The sequence below is a fragment of the Fluviispira multicolorata genome (assembly GCF_009208585.1).
In the GTDB taxonomy this organism is placed as follows: Bacteria; Bdellovibrionota_B; Oligoflexia; order Silvanigrellales; family Silvanigrellaceae; genus Silvanigrella; species Silvanigrella multicolorata.
Map to the genome: position 1 here is coordinate 68,733 of NZ_WFLN01000006.1, position 19,200 is coordinate 87,932.

The following is a 19,200-nucleotide window of genomic DNA, read 5'->3' on the forward strand; positions in this document are numbered from 1 at the left end:
CTCATTTTTAATAGGCATTTTTATTCATAAAACCTTTAAAAATTGTCAATATTATTATTTTTAAGTCTAAAAAAATACTCCAATTTTTAATATATTGAATATCAAGATTAATTCTTGTCTGCATTTTTTCAATAGTTTCTGTTTCTCCTCGAGCCCCATTCACTTGAGCCAATCCAGTAATACCAGGTTTAATAAGATGTCTTTGCATATATAACGTGACATAATCCTTATAATATTCATTATGGCTAATCGCATGTGGACGGGGACCAACAATAGACATCCTTCCTTGCAATACGTTAAAAAACTGTGGCAGTTCATCAAGGCTACTGCTTCTTAAAAAACTTCCGATCACAGTCAAGCGAATATCTTTTTTTCTTGCCTGCTGCAAAACTTTTGATTCAGAGTGAACTTTCATTGTTCTAAATTTATAAACAGTAATGATATTACCATATATTCCATAACGTTTTTGTTTAAAAAATATCGGCCCCTTACTTGTTAATTTTACACAAAAGGAAATAAGCAAAAGAATGGGTGATATCATGATTAAAATGAAGAGCGATAATATTTTATCAATTATATTTTTAATAAGTGCTGAGTTTCCACTTATTTTAGAGTTTTCTAAATCTATAATTGGTATCTCATCAATATCTACTAATCCCTGAGAAAGAGCTCCTACTTTTATGACATCAGGTATGTAACGCTTTGGAATAGGCTTATGGCGAAGTTTCCAGAGAATGTCTTTAACTTTTTCATCATTGCCTTGCGGTAAAGCAAACCAAATTTCATCAATTTCGTTTTTATCTATCCAATGCACAAGATCATCTGGTTCACTATAAATAGGAATCCCTGAAATTGTATCTTTACTTTTAAATTCATTCTGAATTTTTATGAAAGCTAAAACACGATATCCTGTCCAAAGATATTCTGATAATTTTTCCTGAATAATTTGAGCCATTTTACCAGAACCAATAATAGCAATTTTTTTTGTATTCAGTCCTCTTTTTCTAATATATCTAAGTATTAGCATTAGAAATATACTTTTTCCAATAAATAGTTTTGTAGCAATAATAGAATAAAGCGCTAAGGATTGGAATTTTTCAAAAAAAATGCTTTGGTTGATGAGATAAATAAAAAATGAAAATATTGCAAAAAATGCCATAAAAGAAAAATATAACTTTTTGATTATAAGAGTATAACTGGAGTCTCTAAATGGTTCATAAACTCCAATCTGAAAGAAAATGGGAAATATGAAAATTGAAATAGATATCACACTCTTAAATATATGACTGAATGAAATCTCATTTTGCAAAATCAGATTACATGAAATAACTTCTGCAATTAACAATAAAGCTACATCTAATAGAAGCAATGCCAGGAAAAGTGGGGTATGATTTTGTTTCAATATATAATTATGCATTTATACTTATACCCAAAAACAAGCAGGTAAATATTTTATTAATTTTAATCGTAAAAACAACATTTAACCAAATATAACAAAATAATTAAACTGTTTAAATTAAAAACAATGATCGTGCTACCCACTTATTAACACAAACAAAAAAAATTGCTAATACTTTTTCTAACTTTCTTTAACGAACAATAGAAACTTGCTACTTAATAAATCAAATTTTTTATTATAAACAATTTATGAAATATGCGTATTTTAAAAACCTAAAATATTTATAGATAATAAAAAAAGAACGCATATAAAATGCGTTCTTTTTTTATTATCTATAAATATTTTAGGTTCGTGCGTCATAACCTCTACGATTGTATCCGCCTTCACGTTTTCCTTCTTCTCGTGGACGAGCTTCGTTTACAGTAAGGGGGCGTCCCATAAATGGTTTGCCATTTAAACTTTGAACTGCATTGAGAGCATCATTATCCAGTTCCATTTCAACGAAACCAAATCCTTTGCTACGACCAGTTTCGCGATCAGTAACAACACGTGCACTTGAGACATTTCCAAACTGAGTAAAAGCTTGAGAAAGATCTGAATCAGTGCAACTAAAAGGAAGGTTTCCTACATATAACTTCTTAGCCATGAGACAAGCCTCCAAGGAGCGTCCTCAAAACGAGGAAAAACGCAAAATCACAAAAATACACCAGCCAAAAACACTCTTTCGGAAATTTAAATGATCAAACACGAAATGAGCGTGCTGGTAATATAAATACTACAAATCAAAAGAAAAAAAGTCAAACTTTTCTGATCGATTCTAAGGCGAATCAGGTAATTCTTGCTTCTCTTCTAAGGTTTTCTCTGTCATTTTCATTTGAGAGAGCTTAAATTTTACAAGTTTATAATTAAACTCTTCTTGATTAGCTAAACTTAAAAATGTTTGCCATGATTTTTGTGCAGAAAAATAATGCTTTCTTGCTTCTTCAATTATTCCGTTTGTATAGTACAATTTTGCATTTGAAGGATTATTTGCAATGGCAATCCTCATTATTTGGTTTGCTTGCTCAAGTTGATTTGCCTGCAATAAACAAACCGCATAGTTATGTGCTAAGGCTGAGTTTTCATTTTCTTGTTCAAATGCCTTTTGCATGAGCTGACATCCTTGAATATAGTTTTTTTCATCAAATTCAAGAACTCCTAACCAAGAAATAAGTTCATTATTCTTAGGAAAAAGACTTATTCCCATATTTATTGCTTGACGAGCTTGTATATATTCTTTTTTCCCTCGATATGCCCTTGCTAAAGAAACATATAAACTTGGATGATTCGGACTTGCAAGATCTATACCTCTCAATGCAACTAATTTCGCCAACTCAAATGAATTTCGGTCTAAGTAATAATCACTTAAAACTAAATAGGCATTTGCCCATGCCGATGAAAATAAAATTAATTTCTCCAAAATAGCAATAGCGTCCGAATTATTCCCATCATGCAATAAAGCCATTGCTAATACTAAATGAGCCTCGCGGTAGGGGCTTACTCCAAGATCTTCTGAAAGTGTTTTTGATCTATTCCGTTCTAAAACATTTAATATATTATTGATTTTTTCAATTGCTTTTTGAGAATCCCCTCGTCTCAAATCCTGAAATGCATAAGCAATAATATCCATAATAGTTGGCTTTTCAATATTTAATTCAGGAATTTTATCAATTTCAATTTTCTTATTCATCTTAACTTTTTCATTTTCTTTTTGAATTAAATATTCCTTAGCGTCGGGCAATATAAATTTTTCGCTAAAAATTAAACGTTGTTCTGACTGACTTGTATCTGGATAAATTAAAATGGACTCTTGATAAGGTAGATTAAGTAAGCCAGATCCAAAGTGAAAAGAGTCATTATCTACCTGTGTTACACATGAGTTTAAAGTTAAACTAAATATTAGAATTTTCATTGTACTTCTATATTTATATTTCATTTTTTATCGTATTCCTTAGCAATATATTTCGAAGATTTTAAATTTTCATCAACCAAATTATATAAAGCAGCCTCTGATGTAAAATCTTCTATATTTATTTCTGGCTTTATAAAAAAATCTCTTTTTCCAAACCTAGATAACTCCATAGAAACTATTAGCTTTTGCTCAGATCCTAAATCCTCGTTCATGAGAGCATTGTAAAGATACTTTTTGGCTTCTATATAAATTTGATCGGCTTTAACTAAATAATTATCATTCTTGTGTATTTTATAATAGACTTGACGATAATATCCAGCCAGATTTAGTAAGATCTTACCATACAAAACTTCAGTATCATTATATTCATTGATGAGCTTGGTTGATTTCTTCAATACCTTTAATCTTGCTTTAATAAAGTTCAAAGTACTCTCAATTTTTTGTATGTGTTTTAAATTTAAATTTTCACTTAAATACAAAATTTCATTATCAAGTTTCATTTGATCATATTTATTAGAAGAATTTATTAAACTTAGAAGAATATTTTTTGATGATTCACTATTATCCTTTTCAACAAAAGAAAGGTGATTCTCCAAAAATTTTATTATTTTATTTTCATATACAGTTGGATTTTTTTCCAATGACAAATTGCTATTTAGCAAGCCAATCTCAATTTTTTCAAATAAATCTTTATTTAATTTTTTTCTTTTTAAACCATTTAAAAATATTTTTCGTGATAAATCATATTTCTTATTTTCTAAAAGATATTCACCATATTTATATTCGAACTTAGCTAACTTAATCGGATCAATTTCTACCTTAATTAAAAGTTGATAAAGTTTATTTTTTACTCTAATACTATCTTCATTCATAAATAAATATTGGTATATTTCAGAAGATCTTTCTAATGCAGATAACATTAATTTATTATCTATTTTATTATTACTTAAATCAAATGCTTTTTCATAAGTCTGAGCTGCTACTCTAAATTGAAGTAAAGCATCTAATGCTTTTGCTTGCCAAAGTATTAAAATATAAACTTTATTAAGATCTAGAATTTTATCCTCAAAATATCTTGTTAAGTTTAATATATAATCCCAATCCTGCAATTCAGCATAGATTGAAATAGATTCAACTAAAACTTCTGTAATATTAGGATTATGATTATAATTTTTTGACCACATTTCTAAAAATTTTGCAGATTCTCTAATCTTTCCTTCTGATTTAATACTTTTTGCATACTCTATTGCTATTTTATGATTTGTCAAATGAACAATATTTTGAGCAAACTTTGAAACAGAGTAATCTTTTATATATTTCTCTAAATTCCCAGCAGAGTCCATAACATCTTTATTTTCAGGATTCATTCTTTGTAATAGCAAGGCTAAAGCCAATGAAACTTTATTTTTTTCGACATTTGACTGCTCATAACTTTCTAGAGGAGGGCTTGATAAAATTCTTTCATACCTATCTTTAGCATTTATAAAATCACCCAAAATTTCAGCTCTCTTTCCGCTTTCAAAAAGAGCTGTACGACTCTCAGGATCTAAAGGAAAATTTGAATTAAAACCATCAACGATACTTTCATATTTTTTATATTCAAGCGTATGTGTGTCTTTAGTGTTTTCAGTTTGCATGCGAGTAATATTCAAAAGCTGAAACCAACTTATTTTTTTTGAGTAAACATCAAGCGGATATTTTAAGCTCTCTTCACTTGCCTTTATTGCAAGATCAAATTCCTGAGCTTTAAAAAGAGACTGAGCATAAGATTGATACAGAATACCTTTAGCGTCAAAACTAAAACTTTCATTTAAACGAGAGCTGTAAATTTCTGCACTTTTGAGGAAATCACTGCGTAAATGATTTTGAAGTCCCATATTATAATAATACTTTGCTGATTCATCTGATAAATCAGCAATGAGTTCTCTTCTAAAATCTTCTTCTTCTTGCGTCAAAACCAAGCGTGATTTCCAGACTGAATCTTTCGCAATAAATGCACTCCCAAAATATGATAATTCATAATATTTATTCATATTATTTGCTTGCTTTAAAGAAAGCAAAAATGCCTTTATAAAACTTGGAAACTCTCGAGAGGAGTAAAATCTATTTTCGACAGCACGTGCATATTTTTCAACTTCGTAAGGATAACCTGCTGAGGCAAAATAATAAAATGATTTCACAATCATTTTTTTTGCAAAATCTCCTGCAAAAGAATCGGAGGCTATTTTTTTATAAAATTCTAAGTCTTTACACTCATAGAGTGATATAGCGCCAACTCGAATAATATCGTTCATTATATTCTCTTTAAAATATTTTTCAAAACGACCTTTCTCTCTTGAAAATTGATATGCATACTCAGAAGATTTTTTATAATCAGCATTTCTAAATGTTGACCAAAGGAGCCTAATATTTATTTCCCCTAATAAAAAAGCAAGTTTTTCTTCACTTAACATCCAGCCTTTATCTGAAAAATCTTTTGCCTTTAAATAATATTTAGATGCTTCTTTAAATTGAAAAATAGAATAATATGTATCACCTAATCCAATAAAAGCTCTAACAATTTCTTCTCTATAGATATTTGCATCGAGTTTTTGCAAGACAATTGCTTTAAAATAATTTTGTGCTTCTTTATGCTTATCATTTGAAAGCAAAAGATCTGCTATAAATAAATTCATTCTTATAAATAATCTAAGATTATCCTCATTAACTGGAAAACCAGATAATCCTTTTTCCAATATATCAATAGCTTTTAAGGCATCAATTTTTTTTGTAAAATACGAATAAAGAGCCAACTTAAATGAAGCTTCTGCTTGAATAATTTTATTATGTTTTATTTCAATTCTTTTATTCAAAAAATCTAGAACTTTATTAAATTTTTCTTCTTTAACTCGATTGTTTTCATCTACATCTACTTTATCATTTTTATTACTTTTAAAATCTTCATACTCAATTTCTCGATTAAATTCTTCTTTCCAATTCTTGAAGTGCAGATCAAAAATACTTCTAAATATCATTTTTTCTTGTTCAATCTGTTCGTTATTAATTTTCTTTTTTAGATCAACTACCTCTGATTTTTCTGGTATTTTTGGTATAAATATTCCATCTAATGAATAAATATTATTTGATATATAAATTAAAGTAATAGGGACGATATATATAAGATATTTTTTCATCTTATTAGATCCCATTTTGAAGTGTCTCTTAAAGTATTCAACCACCTGACACGTTCTTCCGCTGATTTCTCTATTTCTTTATTTTTAAAATTTTTAAAATTATAAATTTCTTTATTATGATTTGCTAATTCAATTTTTATATACTCTTTAAAACTTATTACCCTTGGGATCAATTGCTTTACTATATCTTTTGTAATATTCTGGAATTCAGAATATGTCATTGACTTAATTTTTTCGAATTGATTTTCTTGATTTACTAAATGTTGTTTAATATAATCAACTCTATCTAAGATTTCTTTTCTTTCACTTACGATCCTTTCCTTAATATTATCGATTGTAATATTAAGAATATTATACACAGATACGGTGCTTCTCCAAGTATTATCAAGAGATTTATAAAACTCAATATCTCCAATTGAATTAGATTTTTTTCTATTTCTTTTATGCAACTCAAACATTTCTACAAAACTCTTTTCTAATACTTTTTCTTTAATTTGAAATTGAAATGTTGTATTTGTTTGCAAATTTCTTGACAATTGAAACACTCTATTATCAATTGTTAATTTAATAAACTCATCATTTATCTTTTTTCTTTCGTAACTTGAAAAATCACTTTCAAGAAATTCTAAAATATCTAAAGGAATTTCCTTTGGAATTTTTTTATCATTAGCTTGAAACAAAAAATTAGTTGCTGCAATTTGTGAACTTAGTTCATTAATATTATCACCAATAAGTTGAAAGGATCCAGGAAGCTTGGGTTTATATATTTTATCTTCAATTTTTTCTTTTAATCTATAATTACTGATTTCATCATCCATTGCATTAATTCTACGCAATATTTCAAAACGATTTTTCTTAGCAAATTCGAGCCCAACATTACCTTGATCCCAAATCCCACTTTCAATTTGATCCAAAATTAAAAGAATTTGTTTTAGCTCATCAAGAATAGGAGTTAACTTCATAAGAGCAGATATTGCTTTGGTCTCAATTATACCAGTATATGTATAATCTGCTGCATTAAGGGCATTTGCAAGATCTGTTCTTATCGTTGAAATTTCGTCTTCGGTAAGTGATATTGCATTTCGAAATCGCATAGCCATTTGAGAATCTTTACTATCCACCCCATATTCTAAACTAAGACTTGTAAGTGCAAATAAACTTTGAATGATCTCATCGGTATTGTCTTTACTTATATTCTTTAAATTATTTAAAAAATCTAAATCTGCTTCCGCATATCCAAGCAACTCGAGCAATTGCCCCTCAGCCTCAAAATTTTTCTGAGATGTTTTTGAAAGTATTTTTGCTAGCATTATATTTGATGTTCTAATTTTTTTGCTATTTTCATCAAACTTCTGATTAATAATAAAATTATGATCATAAAATATATCTTTCAAAGAGAGCTTATACTGCTTAGCACTTTCTAAATATTTTTTTTGAGAGTAAAGTATTTGTGCATATTCCCAATATGCTTTTTTCTTTTCATTTTTCACAAAATCATTTCCAGATATTTTTTTTTCTAACAAGACATCCCTGTACCAAGTTTCAGCAGCATTTAAATTTCCAACAGACGCTTGATATCTTGCAAGACATAATCTTGCTATTTGTTGACTTGATTCATTATTTTCAAAATATTTTATATGAGCTCCATAGCCTTTAAAATCTCCTGATAAGTATCTTAAAACAGCTAAGGATTCATCCTTATTTTTAATTTCATATTTCAAAAGAGCTAGAGCAAGATAGGCTCTAGCTAAATTCTTGTTTCCACTTTTAGAATGAGTTATAGCATTTTCTAAATATTGTATTGGTAGAATCTTATTTGGATAAACATATCTTATAGTCTGAGAAATAAAGATTGCACTTAGAGGCATATAAAAAGTATCTTTTTTAACAATGAGTGAATTACTCCAAGCTGTTAATTTCTCTTTAAAATTTCTTTCTATTTCAATTTTTTTTTCTCTCTTTGCTTCTTTAAAAAATTCTAGAGAACATGATAGCTTCCATTTATCAGTGAATAAATCTTTATTTTCACCATACATAGATAACATATTTAAACATACCTCTATAGATTCATTATGTTTATTTAAATATCTATTTGCTTCAAAAAGTATTTTATACGCCCAAACTAAATGAGTCCTATTTTTTGTATTGATATTTTTCAATTCATTTAGAACAATTTCTTTTGCAACAAATGGATCCCCTAAATGTAAATGGTCTTGAGCTTTGAGCAAATTCATTTCTACTCGTATTTCATTTTGTCCTAATCCAATCTCATTTATCTTCGTAAATTTAGATTTTCCAGTTATATCAGATGTATTTGAAAATAAAGCTAAACTTGTTATGTTTCCTAGGATTTTCTCAATATTTGTATCCACTTTTCTTAAGTTTTTCCATTGTATTACTTTTGATTTTTCACTATCAGAAAAGACATCTTTTTCTGATGTTAAATATTCAATATCTTGAGAATATATCTCACTCACAAAAAAGAAAATAATTATGAAAAATATGAGAACAAGTCTCATTCTATCTTTTCCTCTGAGTTATTTTGATTTACTTCAAATTTTGGAATGCCACTTTCAGTATCTGCCTTTAATAAAACAGTTATATGCTGAATTGGTTTTTTTAAAGTCCCATTCACTATAAATTCTTTATCTAAAATCCATTTTCCTTGAGGAATTACATAAGGCCAATTATTACTTTGTTGTCCAATGATAGCATGAATTTTAATTTCATATTTACCAACAGGAAGCGGGCCAAAAAACAATGGTAAATTCATGTTTTTCTCAAATAAAATAGGTTTACTATAGTTCACAATTGAAATATTATTTAATGTTGCATTTAATTCAATAACTCCAAACTGTGGCAATTCTTTTTTCTGATCAGAAATAATTTCTACCTTTAATTCAATTCTATCTTTAAATTTTGAAATAAATATATCTTGAAGAGCTAAGATTTTTGCCCTTATTTCTTTATTTTTATCTTGGAGCTGTCCCAATTTATTTGAAATTTCTTCTGCTATAGAAGTGTCTACACTTTCACCCGTTATTAAAAAAGGATCTGGAGGTATATATTCAGGATCAGAATACACACGCATTTGAAACAAAAAAAGTGTAAGAAATATTGATAATTTTATGAAGACATTTCTCATAAGTACCTCAATATATTATTATTTCATTTTTTAAAGAAACGACTCGCTTAAATTTTGCAATATGAGAACAAATTTTGACATTTGGATAGGAAATAAATTGTTATATCATTTTTATTTTTGTAGACATTGGGTTTTCGCAGGAGTTCCCAAAATCAATGATACTTTCTCTTAATTGATGAACGCTTTTTGCCTTCATTGTGAGACGCCAAAAGTGATGACCAAATTGAAACCATCTCGCCCCCGTTGCAGCAAAAAATCTAAATTTCTCTAAAATGTATTCTTCGTTCTGAAAATAATCTGACATAATGGATATAAGTTTTAAACATGCCTTGATATACTCAGCACCTTCTTCCTCTGGGGTGCAAGGAGCTTTAAAACCTTCATATCCTAATGGAGTCTCTTCATTTCCTAAAAGCTCAGAAATTTGCCAAAGAATCCAAGGTCGAGCGGTTGCTGCACGCGCAATCATAGCCCCATCAACTCCATAAATTCTTAATAACTCAATAGCATCTTGAGCCGTCTGAATGTTTCCATTCGCAATAATAGGTATCTTTAATTTATTTCTTACGTCTGCAACAAGTTGCCAATTTGCATCGCCACTGTGCTTTTGTGCGCGCGTACGAGCATGAATTGTCAGAAAATCAGCTCCAGCATCTTCTAAAGAAGAAACGAAAGAATAAAGATATTCAAAATCTTCTCCTTCCCCAATTCCTCCACGTAATTTTACACTTACAGGAATTTTAGAATACTTTTTTACAATTCTTACTATCTGAGATGCATAATCCTTAGAGCCCATGAGCCTCACACCCCAATTGTGTTTTAGAGTATGTGAAACGGGGCAACCCATGTTTATATCAAATCCCCATGGGTTTTTATCTATTAATTTTTCTATACTGGGAGCTATAAATTTCTCTTCATTTCCAAGTAACTGTGGTATAAAATATGTTTCATTATGAGCAATTTTAAGTTCATTTGTTGTTTCTAATTTTTCATTTGGTATTCTACGTGTGGATAGCATCTCAGTGAAACGAAGCGCATTTAAATTTTTAGGAATATAACTTTTTATTAATTCTCTAAATGCTACATGAGACAATCCCACCATTGGAGCAATCATAAATGGAAAATCGATCCCCAATTTTTTAAAACGGGTGTTTAATTCGTAAGGGATATTTTCTGACATTATGACTCCAAATTAATTCTAAAACTGTGCACCCACTTTAAGATGCAAAGCTCCTCTAAATTTAATAGTATCGAAGTAGGAAGAGTTCTGAATTCTCGTTACACACTTTGGTGCTGTTGATGAATTCAATGCATCAGAAGGTGATACACAACCAGCTTCATTTGAGGAAGGATCTTTTAATGGATAGCCGTAATCTAAACTAATTGTCGCATAATTACTCACAATAAAACGAAATCCAATTCCTGTTGAAACGTAGGCTTGCTTCCAATATTGTTTAATAAAGTCAGATCGTTGCAAATTAATTGAGTCTGAAGCGATTAAGGCCGCCGCATCGGGAACACATTCAGTCGTAGATTGAACTTGACTTGCTATTTTATTAGCAATGACTTGGTTAATGTCATTGACCTCAGCTTGAGTAAAATAATTTGTTGCCGAATCTAAAAATGCTACAAAACCAATATTCTCATTCAATCGATAACGTGCTTCTGCCTTTAAATAAATAAGATTTGTAGCACCTATAGAAGCTAATTGAGTTTGACAATTTAAAGAACTATTTTGTTGGTTATAATGAATCCATAGCAAAGGGCCTGGTGCTGTGGAGCCATAAGTTTCAGGAAAACCTCTCACAAGAGCTGTGTCCGTTAACGTGGCTCTTCGAGAAGCAGGAGGGGTTACCGTGTCCCCACTCTTATTTACTGTATCAATTACAAAATTTCCTCCAAGAGTTATAGCGCCACTTAACTTTTTATAAATTGGAAAATAAACATCTGTTGAACCAGAATAGCGATTGTACTGAACATCTGAACCTAAGCCAAAACGTGCGAAGCTGACTAATAAATTATGCTTACTTCCTTTTGTTGGCCATGCAGGGTTGTTTGTATTATCAATTGTTACACTCGTTGTTAATTCCCTCGTAACAATGGATGGGCTGTCAAGAGCTTGGACAATTGCACTTTCAGAACTAGTGGATTTAGATGACTCATGGAAAAAAGATTGACTGATATTCCAATTTAAATCAAAAAATGCGGGTTTCCAATCTGCTTTTAAATTAAACGTTAGATACTCGCGGTTTGTCAGAGTTTCAGCTGCAACTTTGTAGCCTAAAATGGCTGTTGCATCCAGTGGAGTGTGAATGGGACCTAGTTTTAAAAGAGGCTCTGTAAGACCTAAATTAATTTGTTTTCCTAAAATCTGTCTTGTCTCAGTTGATGCAAAATTTTGTTGTTGTTTTTCCTGTGTCACAGCCGCAGTTGAAAAAAACTTAAGTCCATCGCTGTTCAATCTATTTAAAGTAAAATCAACCCCAAAAGTATACCCGCGGAGAGTGCCGTATCCAGGAGAAAAACCTAATGTATAACCTGAACGAGAACGAGCACGAATAACAACATCAATTCTAAATTCTTTCCTATCAATAGTATTTACGTCTAAGGGTTCAATTGAGACCGTTGAAAACAATTCATGCCGAATTAATCTTTGTCTTGCTATATCAAAACTTTCTTGAGAAAAAATATCGCCTTCTTCAAGTCCAGAAACAGAAAGGATTGTAGATTCCTTTCCAAAAAAATCAGAGTCAATATAGATTTTTCTTATTCTTACAATTTGACTTGGATCTATTTTTACACTTACATCAACTCTTTTTTCAAATTTACTTTCTGGTAGAATTGAATGTTCAATTTTAACATTATTATATAAGTATCCGTGAGATAAAAACTGTCTCCTTACTTCTTCATAGAGTTGCTGCATAGTTTGAATACTGTAAGGTGAACCAAATTGAAATATTTGGGATATTTTCTCATTATTTAACTCAAAATCAGATGGTACACCCTGAAATGTTATCTCATTAATAACAAACCTGATCCCTTTATCCACTCGAAAAACAAGATTCATTTCAGAATTTGATTCGTTTGGTACATAGTCAGGATTTGAAACTTGAGCTTCTAAATACCCTTTTGATAGTAAATATTTTCGTAAATTATCTCGATATATACTTAAATTTTCTTGATAAAATGGAATTGATCCCGTCAAAAAACTTGAGCTTAATCCCATTTCATTTAAAGCAATATTATCACTTTCTGGTAACGTACCAATGAATGTTACTTTACCAACTTTAACAAAGGGCCCTCTTTTTAAGAGAAACTTTAAAGTTGTATTACCATTTTTATCCACAATTCTCTCTGGATCACTAATATTTACAAAAACATAACCTTGCTTTTTATAAAAATCAGTTAATATGAGATGCAAATCCGCATCTGAAAGTAAAATAATATCGGAGTATGTTAAGCCCTGTTTAGAAACTAAAAAATCATTATTTAACAATTGACTATCTTCATCAAATATTTGAAACGTAGTCTTCCTACCATAATCGATTTCTAAAGTTATTTTAGCATTTTCCTTATTTGCTGAATAAGATATTTCTTTAAGTTTAACCTTTGCTTCTAAATAACCTTGCTCCCAATAAGATTCTTTAAGCTGATCAAGAGATTCATTTATAGCTGATAAATCACAAATAGAACCTGTTTCTATTGGTATAGTCAAAAAATTTAAAATATTTGCGCGAGATTTATCAATAGATACTTGTGCTATATGGCAAGGGTTTCCCTTATCAATATTAAATTTTACTTGAATAGAGTCTGCTGATAATTCAACTATTTCAAAATTATTTACTTTAGCATTAGGATATCCTTTCTGAATGAGAGCTTTCTCAATTTTTTTAGAATCCGCATTTGCAGTTGACTCTTTAAATGGAGTGCCTCTTTGAGAAGAAATAATTCTATCAATTTCAAGACTCTCATTTGATGTTAAACCATCAAAATAAACATCTTGAATACGTTTAACTATTTTAGCATTTACAATAAAAATGTGTTTATTATCCTCTGAAATTGCTTTCTTAACAATCACTTCTTGATAGAAACCAATTTCAATTAACATAGTTATTATAGCATCATCTAATTCATTAAATGGTACTTTACTTAACTCATTTAATAAATCTTCGGGAAGTTCTTTGTTATTTCCATCTAAATAAAAATGAATCTCTACTGGAATTTGCTCTTTGAGGGAACCAATTGCAGTAATTTTATTGATTTGCGCGTATATTTTTGATTTAAAAAATACTGATGTAAACATCAGTAAAAGTAGAAAAAATAATTTTTTTAATTTATTGACTGCCAAAACGAAACCTCAATCCACTTGACCATTCTGTTGTCGTTGTTTGTTGTGTAAGTGCTGAATTATCATATGAACCAAAAATGCTTACTGTTTCGTTAAAAATAAAACTCGCATAAGCAGAACTTCTTGTTCCAATATCACCTGTTTCATAACTAACACCTAAATTTAATCTTTGTGATAATGATCTTGATGCAGTTGCACGCCAACTCACTTGTCCATTCTGTGAGGTTGGAGCGATCGTAATATTATCGACAATACCCCCTGTTACACTACTCACAGTGTTATTTAAAATTGAGTTGTCAGAAAAACTTCCATATCCAACAAAAGAAAAAAAGCTTGTAGAAGCCGTAAGGAGATTCGCACTGGAACTTTGTAAAGGCTCCTGCCCAGTCGTAATCATTGAAATAATATCTCCTTGCGTGATTCTATCTCCATTCGCCAATGTTGCCGGAGATGCACTCAAATCTAATCGACTTTTAGTCAATCTACCATTCATATTTGCCAAAACTGTATGACTTAAAATTCTTGCTTCCATTTGAATATCAACATTTGGATCGTATTTCTGTAATTCTATAAATGTAAAATCAGCTTTTTTTATTTCAAATCTACTTTTTAACAATATTAAACTTGCATTGTCGGTAGAAATCATTCCAGATAAAATAGGATCTACTGTGTCACCACTTACATTTATTGTAGGTGAAGTCGAAAACCGCCCCCGAATACATTGACTTTGAATTGTAATGCTACTCAATGCATGAATATCAACATTTAAATTTAAAAATGGCTTAGAACGCGTGATAACTTGTGTGTTATTAAGTGCAAAAATTTGGCTAGATATCGCTTGACAATTTATGTCTTTAAACAGTCTTAATTTTTTTAAACTTATTTCACCCATTAAATGGTAAGGAACTTCACTGCCAGATAATACTAAATCAGAATCAATATTAAGATCTGCAATTTGAAATATTGGAATTTGTAATCTCAAGTCCGCTTTTTTTGCAGATACTTTTATTGAAATTTCTGGATAAGAGGGATTTTCTGAAAAAACTGGCGAGAAATCAATACTTCCAGATGCTGTAATATTTCCTTCACCTTTTTCTGTAAAGAAATTTTGTATCTCTAATCTTTTCCCTCTAAATATAAAATCACCGTTCATGTTCGTAAATGCAGGTTGTAATGATTTTACAAATAATGTTTTTGCACCAACATAAAGACTGCCTACAAATTCGGGATCATGAATTGAACCAGAAATAGAAAATTTTCCATTTAAATCGCCTTCTGAAGGGCCAAAAACATCGGAAACAATATCTAGTTTCCCTATATTTATATCAACAATAAATGATGATAATAAAGTTTTTTTTGCGAAATTCAAATTTGATTTACCAAATTGAATTTTCCCAATTTTACCTCCGAGTGCGAAAGAATCCATCTGTAGTTCATCACCATTAAAATCTATTTTATGATTATGGGTTAACTCAAATATTGCTTTACCTACTTGGAATACTCCCGAACTTAGTATTCCAGATCCTTTCCAATGTCGGTACCAGTCTTGCTTAAGATCTTTTGAAAAAGGAGAAAGACCTGAAAACTTAAATGTTCCATTAACTTGTGAAAATAAATTATTTTTTGATCTTGTTTCACTTTTTATAAATAAAAAGGAGTTCAGATTATATAAATTAATTTCTAATGAAGCGACTCCCTCTAAATCTTGTTGAGTGACATAAGATAAATCAAACTGATTGCTAAAAGCTTTTAAATCGATTTTAATCTTATTATTATCATATGGTAAGATCTGCAAATTCAAATCACCTAATTCGGATTCATCCATGTTAACATTATACGCATTAACATTTGCAAATCCTTCGATTTTATTCCATTTTCCTTTAAATTGAACATTCGAGTTTAAAACTCCAGTTAATTTTTTATCAAAAAATCTTGAAAAAATTCCTAATGGAAGCTTGAAAATTCTCGCTCGTATTCCTGAATTTTCAAAAGATAAATCATTGAGTTCAAAGATTGCAAAAGATAAGTTTTCATCATTTTTTTTCTCATCATTATCATTTGTTGCAATATCAATAAAAGATATAATTGAATTCTTACATAAACCTGATTTACAATTGAGTTCAATATTACTATCTTGAATTTCCGAATCTAATATTTTCAGCTTGTCAATTTGAGATTTTAAATTTAAATCCCATGATGAAAGATGAAAAAAAAGCCCACTCTGACTCACCTTTAAATGCTGAATATTTCCATTTGCATCCTGAAATTTTTTTGGTAACCAGTGCTGAGCAGCATAAACTATATTATTTAATTCACCATTTATATTAGCTTCAATAATAGAGTTCATATCTATAAAATTAAATGTGAAATTATTTAAATGCAATGTTGATTTATTTTCTTTCTCAGATTCTCCTAAAATAATTAATGCATTTTTTACCCAAACTCCTTTTGAATTTAAACCCCATTTCCCATTAAAGTCATTAAACTTTAATCCAAATATTTCTCCTCCATATATTTTAGATTGAGAAGAAAATTCAATTTCTTTTGTTTTTTCATCTAATTTTAGCTCACCTGTAAAATCAGCAGTTCCAGACGTCGGAAATTTTAAAAAATATTCAGCGGCAGAAATATCTATATTTTTTCCAATGAGTTTAAAATTGACGCCTACTCCAGATTTTGGTGTGAAATCGAGATATCCATAGTCAATAATTAATTTCCCTGTATTAAAAGAGGTTGTATTTTTAGTTATTCCTTCTGTTTTTGTCAAAGTTAATCCTAATGAACTCGCACTTAAATCAAGATTAATATTTATATCAGGAATTGGTTTTCTACCAATCTGATCAGGGAAGGTATTGACATAAATTTTTTGCGCTTTTGCCACACCTTCTGCATATAATTCAAAGGATTTCATTTTATTTTTACTTAAAATATCGCCAGAAATTTTTAAACTTTCAGAACTTAAATAAAAATCAACTGGAGTTGAAGACACTCTTAACCCTTTAAGTAACTCAGCAAATGTGAAGTTTTCGACACTTACAAAGTTTTCAAAAGAGAAGTTCTTATAAAATTGAAACTCTCCTTTAGAACGAATAATTCCATTTAAAGGTGTACGAATAACTGCGTCTGAATATTCAATTTTTCTAGAATTATAATGAATATGAGCACTTCCAGAATAAATATCGAAGTCTTCGAGTAACATCCCATTCCATTGTATATTACCTTCAAAAGTAGGATCTTCAAAAAGTGTTTTCCCAGACTCGACATTTCCTACTAATTTTGCTCTTCCCGTAGATTCCATATCAAGTAAGCCAAATACATCTTTCCCATTTATATCTATATAATCAAATTTTGCTTTATACTTTGTCTTTTCAATTTTACTTTCAATAGTTCCATTAATGCTTGCTTTTAAATCAGCTAAATTACTTTTAAGTTCGAGAGAGTTAATAAAAAAAACACCGGTTGGATAAAGAGTAATATTTGTATTTAAGTAATTTAAAGAGATCAAATTATTAATTGATGGAAATTTAAAAGCAGAATCATTTATTAATGCCTTTACATGGAAAGCTTGCATTTTATTCTTATCAATAATTTTAGTTAATTCTGCATGCGCTATAGAAACTCTTTGAAAATTTCTTTGATTTGACTCTCCTAACTGCAAAACAATATTAATGACTTCTATATCAAAAGGAATCTTGGGCATTATTTCTTTAAGTAAATTTGGAATATCAAGAGGATCATCACTTGATTTTTCTTTTTTTACAGAAGATATAAATTTCGGTAAAACAAAACTTCCATTTTCATCATATTTTAAATTTAGGGTTAATCCTCTAAATAAAACTTTCTTTATAACTAAACTTCTTAATACATAAGAAGAACCCATATTAAATGAGACAGATAGCTGATTCATGCTTACTAAATTCTCATTATTTTTACTCTGGCCAATCTTGTTTTCTTTAATGAAAACCTCATTTAAATTTAAAGTTCCCGTTAAGAAACTTAAACTTAAGGAACCCAAACTCAATTCCAAATTTTGCTTATTAAAATAGTTTACATTTATATATTCAACAATTGCATGTTGAACTGTTTGACTGTTTAAGATAAAAAAAACAGCGGCATTCATGGAAACAAAGGTTGCTATGAAAAATAAAATGATTCGCTTAATTAACTTGAGCACGCAGATATTCCTTCATTAGGGCTGTCATCTATCTAATATGATAGCATCTGAAATCATTTTTGATACGGCATAAGTTTTGACCTTATGCTTAGGCTTTGTTATGGACTACCAACTGCATTCTGTCGAGGAGGTGACTTAAATGGGATGGCTATCGCGGGAACCCGCAAAACTTCAAGATATATCTGAGAAAAAATCTTTTCCATCTGGAGTATGGAATAAATGTCCTTCTTGTTCTGAAATAGTTCTTGTTTCTGATTTAGAAGAAAATCATCTTGTCTGTCCATCTTGCAGCTATCACCACAGGTTCCCTGGGGAACAAAGAATTGAGCTGCTCATAGATAATAATACATTTTTTGAGTGGGATCACACTTTGTGCAGCAAAAATCCTCTTGAATTTAATGATGGGCGTTCCTATGAAGAGCGTCTAATAAATATGGCAAAAAAAACTAAACGTTATGATGCTGTCATCACTGGAGCGGGTATGCTCAACGGAAAACCCGTAGCACTTGGAGTTTTAGACTTCTTTTGGATGGGTGGAAGTATGGGATCCGTTGTAGGCGAAAGAATTATGAGAATGTTCACGCGTGCACGCAAACTTGGTTTACCTGTTATAATGGTAAGCAGCAGCGGTGGAGCACGTATGCACGAAGGCCTTATTTCACTCATGCAAATGGCAAAAACTTCAACTGCAATTGGACTTCACAAAGATGCAGGACTTCCTTATATCAGCGTTTTATGCGATCCAACAACAGGTGGAGTCGCAGCAAGTTACGCTATGCTTGGAGATGTTCATTTTGCAGAACCAAGAGCAACAATCGGCTTTGCAGGTAGACGTGTGATTGAAAGTATTATTCGTCAAAAATTACCAGAAGACTTTCAAACAGCAGAGTTTTGTTTTGAACATGGTGTTGTGGATAGGATTGTCAAAAGATCTGAAATGAAAGAAATGATATCTAGAACTTTAAATATTTTATGCACACCAGAGCCAAAAAAAAGAAAGTAAATTTTAA

The 19,200-nt window shown here is 30.0% G+C and carries 10 protein-coding genes; 1 reads left to right on the top strand and 9 read right to left on the bottom strand.

What is annotated here, in order from left to right; genetic code table 11:
• Window positions 1-7 precede the first annotated feature (7 nt).
• The 9 genes from GCL57_RS06750 to GCL57_RS06790 form a co-directional block, all read right to left on the bottom strand.
• The gene (locus GCL57_RS06750; protein WP_152212596.1) at window positions 8-1,417 is read right to left on the bottom strand and encodes an undecaprenyl-phosphate glucose phosphotransferase; all 1,410 of its coding nucleotides are present in this window, start codon (window positions 1,415-1,417) and stop codon (window positions 8-10) included.
• A 325-nt stretch (window positions 1,418-1,742) separates the two neighbouring features.
• Window positions 1,743-2,045 carry an RNA recognition motif domain-containing protein gene (locus tag GCL57_RS06755; RefSeq protein WP_152212597.1) on the bottom strand — a complete coding sequence of 101 codons (303 nt, stop codon included), beginning with the start codon at window positions 2,043-2,045 and terminating at the stop codon, window positions 1,743-1,745.
• Window positions 2,046-2,216: 171 nt separating this feature from the next.
• Window positions 2,217-3,374: a tetratricopeptide repeat protein gene (locus GCL57_RS06760; protein WP_152212598.1), complete on the bottom strand. Its 1,158-nt coding sequence runs from the start codon at window positions 3,372-3,374 to the stop codon at window positions 2,217-2,219.
• Entirely contained in the window at window positions 3,371-6,523 is a 3,153-nt protein-coding gene (locus tag GCL57_RS06765; protein ID WP_152212599.1) for a tetratricopeptide repeat protein, read from the bottom strand. The genes GCL57_RS06760 and GCL57_RS06765 overlap by 4 nt, the downstream gene beginning before the upstream one ends.
• Entirely contained in the window at window positions 6,520-9,042 is a 2,523-nt protein-coding gene (locus GCL57_RS06770; RefSeq protein ID WP_152212600.1) for a hypothetical protein, read from the bottom strand. The genes GCL57_RS06765 and GCL57_RS06770 overlap by 4 nt, the downstream gene beginning before the upstream one ends.
• On the bottom strand, window positions 9,039-9,668 hold the full coding sequence (locus GCL57_RS06775) for a hypothetical protein (protein WP_152212601.1): 630 nt from the start codon (window positions 9,666-9,668) through the stop codon (window positions 9,039-9,041). The genes GCL57_RS06770 and GCL57_RS06775 overlap by 4 nt, the downstream gene beginning before the upstream one ends.
• Window positions 9,669-9,768: 100 nt before the next feature.
• The gene (locus GCL57_RS06780; protein ID WP_152212602.1) at window positions 9,769-10,848 is read right to left on the bottom strand and encodes a tRNA dihydrouridine synthase; all 1,080 of its coding nucleotides are present in this window, start codon (window positions 10,846-10,848) and stop codon (window positions 9,769-9,771) included.
• Window positions 10,849-10,866: 18 nt separating this feature from the next.
• Window positions 10,867-14,016 (bottom strand): POTRA domain-containing protein, encoded by a 3,150-nt coding sequence (locus GCL57_RS06785; protein WP_152212603.1) that lies wholly within the window; start codon window positions 14,014-14,016, stop codon window positions 10,867-10,869.
• Window positions 14,003-18,190: a translocation/assembly module TamB domain-containing protein gene (locus GCL57_RS06790; protein WP_152212604.1), complete on the bottom strand. Its 4,188-nt coding sequence runs from the start codon at window positions 18,188-18,190 to the stop codon at window positions 14,003-14,005. Before GCL57_RS06790 ends, GCL57_RS06785 begins: the two co-directional genes overlap by 14 nt.
• A gap of 139 nt (window positions 18,191-18,329) precedes the next feature.
• On the opposite strand from GCL57_RS06790, the gene accD reads away from it, so the two are divergent.
• On the top strand, window positions 18,330-19,193 hold the full coding sequence (gene accD / locus GCL57_RS06795; RefSeq protein WP_152212605.1) for an acetyl-CoA carboxylase, carboxyltransferase subunit beta: 864 nt from the start codon (window positions 18,330-18,332) through the stop codon (window positions 19,191-19,193).
• The last annotated feature ends 7 nt before the right edge of the window (window positions 19,194-19,200 follow it).

Bases quoted from the DNA above. Each gene is read 5' to 3' on its own strand.
- GCL57_RS06755 (WP_152212597.1), bottom strand. From the start codon at position 2,045: ATGGCTAAGAAGTTATATGTAGGAAACCTTCCTTTTAGTTGCACTGAT.
- GCL57_RS06780 (WP_152212602.1), bottom strand. From the start codon at position 10,848: ATGTCAGAAAATATCCCTTACGAATTAAACACCCGTTTTAAAAAATTG.
- GCL57_RS06765 (WP_152212599.1), bottom strand. From the start codon at position 6,523: ATGAAAAAATATCTTATATATATCGTCCCTATTACTTTAATTTATATA.
- GCL57_RS06760 (WP_152212598.1), bottom strand. From the start codon at position 3,374: ATGAAATATAAATATAGAAGTACAATGAAAATTCTAATATTTAGTTTA.
- GCL57_RS06770 (WP_152212600.1), bottom strand. From the start codon at position 9,042: ATGAGACTTGTTCTCATATTTTTCATAATTATTTTCTTTTTTGTGAGT.
- GCL57_RS06775 (WP_152212601.1), bottom strand. From the start codon at position 9,668: ATGAGAAATGTCTTCATAAAATTATCAATATTTCTTACACTTTTTTTG.
- accD (WP_152212605.1), top strand. From the start codon at position 18,330: ATGGGATGGCTATCGCGGGAACCCGCAAAACTTCAAGATATATCTGAG.
- GCL57_RS06750 (WP_152212596.1), bottom strand. From the start codon at position 1,417: ATGCATAATTATATATTGAAACAAAATCATACCCCACTTTTCCTGGCA.